The organism is Pedobacter rhodius, from assembly GCF_027213645.1.
Taxonomy (GTDB): Bacteria; Bacteroidota; Bacteroidia; order Sphingobacteriales; family Sphingobacteriaceae; genus Pedobacter; species Pedobacter rhodius.
Window position 1 is genome coordinate 1 of sequence record NZ_JAPWGL010000010.1, and the last position, 1,119, is coordinate 1,119.

The 1,119-nt window shown below is 34.6% G+C and carries 1 protein-coding gene; it reads right to left on the bottom strand.

All coding sequences use genetic code 11. The features are described 5' to 3' along the window. Positions 1-57: 57 nt before the first annotated feature. Positions 58-1,119 (bottom strand): IS110 family RNA-guided transposase (locus O0931_RS20080; protein WP_269417256.1); only part of this gene is annotated, 1,062 nt, incomplete at its 5' end.

Sequence of the window (1,119 nt, forward strand, 5' to 3'; positions counted from 1 at the left end):
CCGATAGATTCTGTGTTAATTTCCAAATAAAATATTTTATTTTTGTTTCATGGGCAGTCAAGAACTAGCCAGTGTAGCGTGCTGATCTTTTAGGTTTAGTGCGCTACTTTCTTTTAAAGCTGAGTATTCTTTTTGATATTCCTGTTTGCTTTTATAAATTACATATACCATTTCTAATAGCTTTCTTTGAATTGCTACAAGTGCTTTCATTTTAATTCCATGTTTTGAAACTATTCTAAGATAGATTTCTCCAAAGTTTTTATCATGTTTAACGGCTACCAAGGCAGGTAAATACATTGCCTTTCTAAGGTGCCTGTTTCCCTTCTTAGATATTTTTGGTTTTGCTTTTACTGATGTTCCTGATTGTTTTTCTTTCACGTCCAAACCAGCATAACTTGTAAGCTGCTTTTTATTTCTGATCAGCTCAAACCCATTTGTTTCAGCCAAAACAATGATTGCAGTAAGTTTCCCAATTCCTGTTATACTACAGATACGCTTTATTTCTGTGTTTAAATTAGCATCTCCATTAACAATCATCTCCAAATCAGCTTTTATTTCTTTTTCTTGCTTATTCAACAGATGAATCCTTTCATTAAGTCGTTGCAGGCTGCGTTCATTCGGCTCCACTTCAGACTTCTCAGCATGAGCCTGATTCTTTACATTAACCCGTTCACTTACAATCTGATCACGCTCTCTTGTGAGTTGTTGAAGCATATGAAAGATTTTCTTAGGCCTGTGCCATTGATCAAGATTTCTTTCCAGTCCAAACTGTGCAATCGCCTCGGAACAGCTTTTATCTGTTATGGTTTTGTTTTCAAGTGTTCGAATGTAATTGCTGATTTTATTTGGTAGAACAATAGTTAATTCACGACCATGATCATAGAGGTAAAAGGCAAATTTTTGATGATAGATACCAGTAGCTTCCATTACAAAACGGACTTTAAGCTCATTACTTGTAAGTTTTTTTATCCAATCTAATAAAGCCACAAAACCAGACTCATTGTTTTTGAAAACTTTATGGGCATAAAGTTCAATACTCAAATCATCGAACATCCTGCCAATAGTAACGACTAACTCCTTTTGTGCAACATCTACACCCAATACTTCCTTTAATACTTT